Genomic DNA, 6,534 nt, shown 5'->3' on the forward strand with positions numbered 1-6,534 from the left:
ATGCTCCTCTCCTCCCCCTCTCCTCTGCCACAGGCGGCTCCGCAAGGCGTTTTCGTCACCGGGACGGATACCGGCGTTGGCAAGACGCTCACCAGTGCCATCCTGACGAAAGCGTGGCAGGGCACATACTGGAAGCCGTTCCAGACCGGTCTGGCTGAAGAAGAAGGGGATACACCCACCGTCCAGCGTCTGACCGGCCTGCCGGACAGGCATTTCCTGCCCCCGGCCCATGCCTTTCAGGCCCCCCTGGCACCGGCTGCGGCCGGCCTGCTGGAAGGTGTGACGCTGGACCCTGACCAGCTCACCCTGCCTGCTGTCCCGCAGGCTCCGCTGATCGTGGAAGGAGCTGGTGGCCTCATGGTCCCCCTGACAGATACCATGCTGATGATCGACCTCATCGCCCGACTGGGCCTGCCCGTCATTCTGGTCACACGCAGCGGGCTGGGGACGCTCAACCACACACTGCTCAGCCTGGAAGCCCTGTATCGACGTGATATTCCTGTCCTCGGCTTCATCACCAATGGGCCAGCCTCTCCCCAGAACAGCCAGACGCTGGAACGGCTGGGACGGACCCGGTCTCTCCATCACCTTCCCGCAATTCCCGGCACACCAGAGCCCCATGATATCAACAGGATAACGGGCCAGTTTCCGTCCTGGGAGGAAATATGGAACCTGAACAGTCCCCTTTAATCAGCATTGAGACTACATTTTTTTAATGTAATCTGCCCTGAAATTACCATTCCCTCACCCTTTGATCCCGGGTTAGACAGGGAACAAGACTGTATGGACAGGCGGGGTTTTGAAAGTACATCATGAAACTGCATCGTCGTGAACTTGTAAAAGCAGGTATGAGCCTCGGAGCAGGACTGGCTCTTGCAGGGGGACGCAGCCTGCGGGCACAGACAGTCGACGTCGCTCCGACCCATTTTGATGACGGTACCGTGCGCTCCCTGGCCCAGGCTCTGGCCGGCAGAAGCTACCATGCACCACCGAAGGACCTGCCTGACTCTCTGGCCCACATGACGTTCGACCAGTTTTCGTCCATCCAGTTCAATCCTGAAAAAACCCTCTGGGGACAGGACCATCTGGCCTTCGATGTCCAGTTCTTTCCCCGTGGCTATCTGTACAAACAGCAGGTTGATGTTTTTGAGGTCGAAAATGGCGCCGCCCACCCCATCACCTGCACAGCTGACACATTCAGCAGCCGGGATTCCTCTCTGAACATCAGCGCCGGGGAGGGTTTCTCCGGCCTGCGCATCCGCTATGCCCTCAACCGGCCTGATGTCATGGAGGAATGTGCGGTTTTCCTCGGGGCTTCCTATTTCCGTGCCGTGGCAAAAGGGCAGAATTACGGCCTGTCTGCCCGGGGCTTTGCCAAGGATACCGGCACACCAACTGGTGAGGAATTCCCCGTTTTCCGGGCCTTCTGGCTTGAGAAGCCTGCTACGGGCAGCCAGTCCCTCGTCCTGCATGCCCTGATGGACAGCCCCTCCCTGACCGGTGCGTTCCGCTTTACCATCCGTCCCGGGGAGACGACCCTTTTTGATGTCCAGTCCACCTTCTTCCCCCGTGTGGACATCTCGGCAGGCGGTATCGCCCCACTGACAGGCATGTATTATTTCGATGCCAATGACCGGGTGCATGTGAATGACTGGCGACCTGCCGCCCATGATAGTGAAGCCCTCCAGATATGGACGGGCGCTGGCCAGAACATCTACCGCCCGCTGACCAACCCGACCGACCTCCAGCTCTCATCCTTCAGTGATGCCGGGCCCTATGGCTATGGGCTGATGCAGCGCAAACGGTCCTTCCATGATTATGAAGACCTCGCCCTGCATTACGAAAGGCGCCCCTCCTTATGGGTGGAGCCTGTCGGCAACTGGGGCAGGGGCAGTGTCAATCTGGTGGAGATTCCTACTCCCAGTGAAGTCAACGACAACATCGTATCCTTCTGGCGCCCCCAGTCCCCCATGAAGGCCGGGCAGAGCTACAACTTCACGTATCGCATGTACTGGGGCTGGGACACGCCATGGCCGACCCATCTGGCCCGCATCCATGATACCCGTGTCGGTGCCGTGACGGATCACCCCGACAGGGTCCAGTTCGTGCTGGATTTTGATGGTGAGCCGTTCCGTACACTTTCCGATCCGGCTTCCTACCACCTTGTCGCCCAGACATCGACAGGCAGCATCGGAGCCATCACACTCATGCCAAATCCGGACATCAATGGCATCCGGGCCTTCTTCCAGCTGACCCCTGGGGAGGCGAAACTCTGCGAGCTTCAGGTCCAGCTGGCCAACATGCAGGGGCCTGTTTCCGAGACATGGCTGTACCGCTGGACCCCATGAGAGAGATGCAACACACGCAGCAGACTGCTTTTCTTCCTCCCGAATCGCCCCTGCCCATGCCCGTGCAGGACCTCCACAAGGCACCGGACCGCCATGGCCGGGCCTTCTGGCGGCTCCCTACGACCCCGACGCTGCTCTGGCTGCGGCGCCTGGCCGTGTTTGGGGCTGCTTTCCTCCTGACCGGCTACAGCGTGGTCAAGATCAACGCCGTCTTCAACTCCCTGGGGACAAGCACGCTAGGGATCATCATGCTGGGGCTGTTCAGTATCCTCAGCTTCTGGATCTCCCTGTCCTGCGCCTCAGCACTCGGGGGCTTCTGGGCCATGCTGCGTCATGGCGGGCTGGGGCTTGGCATCCGCCGCACCGGCCCACTGCCGCAACTGTCCGGCAAGACCGCCATCCTGCTCCCCACCTACAATGAGCCGCCCCAGAGGGTGATGACCAATCTCCGGGCCATGCTCAAGAGCCTTCAGGAGACGGGACGGGGCGACCATTTCGACATCTTCATCCTTTCCGACACGACTGATCCAGACATCTGGGTGCAGGAAGAGCAGGCCATTCTGGACCTCCACAAACAGGATTACGCCCGCAAGCACCTGTTCTACCGCCGCCGTTTCAAGAACACGGACCGCAAGGCAGGGAATATCGGCGAATGGGTCACCCGTTTTGGCGGGGCCTACCCGGCCATGCTCACCCTGGATGCAGACAGCCTGATGGATGGTGGACTGATTGTCCGCATGGCGGCCGCCATGGAACAGCATGAGCAGGTTGGTCTCATTCAAAGCCTGCCTGTCATCGTGGGGGGACAGACACTCTTTGCCCGGATGCAGCAGTTTGCCGGACGTGTTTATGGGCCACTGATTGCACAGGGGATTGCTTGGTGGCATGGCTCGGAAGGTAATTACTGGGGCCATAATGCCATCATCCGCACGCAGGCCTTTGCCGAGCAGGCCGGTCTGCCACACCTTCCCGGCAAGCCACCTTTTGGCGGGCATATTCTGAGCCATGACTTCATCGAAGCAGCCCTGATGCGCCGTGGCGGCTGGGCCATCCACATGGTTCCGGGTCTGAGTGGTTCCTATGAGGAAAGCCCCCCTTCCCTGACGGACATTGCCGTACGGGATCGCCGCTGGTGCCAGGGGAACCTTCAGCACGCCCGTATCCTCTTCACCAGGGGGATGCACTGGGTCAGCCGGTCCCACATGCTGGTGGGCATCGGTTCTTACATCATGTCACCACTCTGGCTGCTGTTCCTGCTCTTTGGCATTCTCATTGCCTTGCAGGCACATTTCTATCATCCAGAATATTTCAGCACACAGCGCAGCCTTTACCCACATTGGCCGCACGTGGATCCCATTCTGGCCCGGCTGGTCTTCATCCAGACCATGATCGTCCTTCTGGCCCCCAAGGCTCTGGCTTTTCTTGCCATCTGTCTTGACCCCAAAGAGCGGGAACAGGCAGGTGGTGTGGTACGGCTTGGCTGGTCCATTCTTCTGGAAACGCTCATTGGGGCACTCATTGCCCCGATTGCCATGCTGATCCAGACCTCGGCCATCCTGTCCATCCTGCTGGGCCGTGATTCCGGCTGGAAGGCCCAGAACCGTGACGATGGCAGCCTGCCCTGGGCTGATACGGTGCGAAAATACTGGTTCTACAGCCTGTTCGGCCTCATCCTGAGCGCTGCGGCGTGGTCCGTGTCCCTTTCCCTGTTCCTCTGGATGCTGCCTGTCCTGATCGGCCTGCTGCTGGCCATTCCTCTTGTCGGCTTCACCAGCAGCAGCCGGATTGGTCAGGCAATGCGTAAAGCTGGTCTTCTTCTCATTCCTGAAGAAACGGCGCCACCGCCGATCATCCAGAAAGCACATGAAGAACGGAATCACCCACATCCTGTAATTGTGGAGGCTTTTCACGCTCTTCGCAGCAGTTCAACCCTGAGACATGCCCACCTGCGGACACTGCCTCCCCCTCGGAAGCCAGGAGACCCCATCTCCGTGCCGCTGCTGACTGGCTCCCTGAAGCTTCAGGAAAGTGCAACTCTGGAAGACGCTCTGGCACAGCTGACACCAGCGGAGAAGGCTGCTGTCCTGAGCTGTGGCCATGACATTGCCATTCTGGCTGACCTCCCTGTCAGCACACCCAACCTTACAGATGCGCCACAGCACCACTGACGGTTATACATCTTGAACAAGAGTTGGGGCTGCCCTGATTTTTTTATGGGGCAGCCCCATTGTCTATAACGACGCAGAGCCCATCTCTACAGGCAGAGGTTTCCAGTCGGTATCCCACGGGACCGGCTGGGACCAACCACCATAACAGGCCCTTCGCATGGGGGCGGGAGTAGGTTCATGTCCATCAACGTTGTTTACAAAACCACGGCACGCGCAACCGGTGGCCGGGATGGGTTTGCAGAGACCACAGACGGCAGCTTCCGTGTTGACCTTGGTGTTCCCAAAGAAATGGGTGGCAATGGCAAGGGCAATAACCCGGAGCAGCTTTTTGCTGCTGGTTATTCCGCCTGTTTCCTCGGTGCCATGAAATTTGTTGCTGGTGAAGAGAAGATCGAAATTCCTGCGGACACGCATGTTCAAGCTACAGTCGGCATCGGTCCCCGCTCTGACGGCGGTTTCGGGCTGGAAGTTGCCATTGAGGTGTCCCTGCCGGGGATGGACCGGACGAAAGCCGCTGAGCTGGTGAAGAAGACGGAGTTCGTCTGCCCCTACGCCAATGCTACGAAGGGAAATATCAAGACGGTCGTTACGCTGGTCTGATTAGTTGGAACAGGGCGCTGACCCAGCGCCCTGCCCTTCTGTCTTAAGAGATTGCTTCATTGTAGTGTAGCAATAGCCACGCTGACATCATGAAGGTCTCTTCTTGAATGTCGTAATGACAAGCGCCACTGCTGCCAGTAAGGTAACCCAGAACCCAAATCCAAACGTAATCTGGGATATCACCTTCCTGGCCAACACTCCCGGGTCAGGCATTGAGAGCGCTTGCTGGGCAGAAAATTGCCCGAACAATCCACCCAAACCATTCATGAGCCCATTTGTAGAGCTCTGCAGATCCTCAAAAAATGACTTTGCTTTCATATACATGAGGAAGGGCAGGCATGAGACCACAAGCAACGGTAAGAGATTTAAAAAGTTTTTTCTGGGAAACGACAACCACGGCGTGACCCAAGGTACGAACATGACCAACAGACCAACAACACGAAGAAATGTGAAGGAATATCCTATGCCATTCATGCCTATATCAGCTCCCAGAAGCTGATCAATAGTCACAGAAAATCCAGTATTCACAAAAGGGATCTTTTGATTGAAATAAAAAGCTGAAAAAAAGAAGTAAGAAATTTCCATAGCTGCAGTTACTACAAGAGATGGAAGCGTCATAAGTTCTATTTGCAGCTTCACATATGGTTTCAGATTATCCGAAAACCCTTCTCCCTTGTCCATGAGCCCTTTCCCAAGAGTGTGCAACCGTTCTTGAGCCAAGGTTTCTCGCGATATGGTAGTGATATCTGTTGCAACTCCCCCTGTCCCTTCCGTAAATTCCACTGTCTGATTGACTGAAGGGGCCACACTTCCCTGCCATGAGCCTGCAATTTGAAAGTTATATTGCGTACCATCTGCAACAATAATACCGGGTTCACTATCCGGAAGTTTAACAACAACACCACGCATGCCTATGCAATCTCCTATTTTAGAGAAAATGCAATGAATAACAAATCATTACATCAGTAATTGTTATACTTCTTCTAAAAGAAGCATGATTACATCTAATTTATTTAACTATATGATTTGTGTATTTCTAATGTCAAATCAAAACAAGTGACACACAAAACAAACACTACCGTTTTTAATTTTATATTTACATTGTCTACAGCATGCCTCTGCAGGCACGCTTCCCCACAATATAGCTCTGCTATTGACAAGCAGTATGCCGATGGTTCCGTATCAACTTATTTCTGATTTTGTGGGTATGGATGCGGGGGTAGGATTTGAACCTACGACCTTCAGGTTATGAGCCTGACGAGCTACCGGGCTGCTCCACCCCGCGTTGGTGGGTGGTTTTTATGAGGGTGGGTGAGCGAGGGGACCTGGCGGCGACCGACTTTTCCGCTCCTTAAGGAGCAGTATCATAGGCGCTGGAGGCTTTAACGGCCGAGTTCGGGATGGGATCGGGTATGGAT

Annotated in this window: 5 protein-coding genes, 1 tRNA gene and 1 rRNA gene; 4 read left to right on the plus strand and 3 right to left on the minus strand. The window is 56.1% G+C overall.

Annotated features, from left to right (window positions below; translation table 11 throughout):
• The 4 genes from bioD (at window position 1) to ASO19_RS02670 (ending at window position 5,116) form a co-directional block, all read left to right on the plus strand.
• Window positions 1-690: a dethiobiotin synthase gene (bioD, locus tag ASO19_RS02655; protein ID WP_052349014.1), complete on the plus strand. Its 690-nt coding sequence runs from the start codon at window positions 1-3 to the stop codon at window positions 688-690.
• 122 nt (window positions 691-812) lie between these two features.
• The gene (locus ASO19_RS02660; protein WP_081562586.1) at window positions 813-2,348 is read left to right on the plus strand and encodes a glucan biosynthesis protein; all 1,536 of its coding nucleotides are present in this window, start codon (window positions 813-815) and stop codon (window positions 2,346-2,348) included.
• Window positions 2,349-2,353: 5 nt separating this feature from the next.
• Window positions 2,354-4,516: a glucans biosynthesis glucosyltransferase MdoH gene (gene mdoH / locus ASO19_RS02665; protein WP_249090413.1), complete on the plus strand. Its 2,163-nt coding sequence runs from the start codon at window positions 2,354-2,356 to the stop codon at window positions 4,514-4,516.
• A gap of 177 nt (window positions 4,517-4,693) precedes the next feature.
• Window positions 4,694-5,116: an organic hydroperoxide resistance protein gene (locus ASO19_RS02670; protein ID WP_043559686.1), complete on the plus strand. Its 423-nt coding sequence runs from the start codon at window positions 4,694-4,696 to the stop codon at window positions 5,114-5,116.
• Window positions 5,117-5,203: 87 nt separating this feature from the next.
• Here ASO19_RS02670 and ASO19_RS02675 read toward each other — a convergent pair whose 3' ends face one another.
• The 3 genes from ASO19_RS02675 to rrf form a co-directional block, all read right to left on the minus strand.
• Complete coding sequence (locus tag ASO19_RS02675) at window positions 5,204-6,025, minus strand: hypothetical protein (protein WP_103791289.1); 822 nt, start codon at window positions 6,023-6,025, stop codon at window positions 5,204-5,206.
• Window positions 6,026-6,324: 299 nt separating this feature from the next.
• Window positions 6,325-6,401 (minus strand) — tRNA-Met (locus tag ASO19_RS02680).
• A gap of 38 nt (window positions 6,402-6,439) precedes the next feature.
• A 5S ribosomal RNA gene (rrf, locus tag ASO19_RS02685) occupies window positions 6,440-6,534 on the minus strand; the annotation flags it as partial.

Source organism: Parasaccharibacter apium (assembly GCF_002917995.1).
Classification (GTDB): domain Bacteria; phylum Pseudomonadota; class Alphaproteobacteria; order Acetobacterales; family Acetobacteraceae; genus Bombella; species Bombella apis.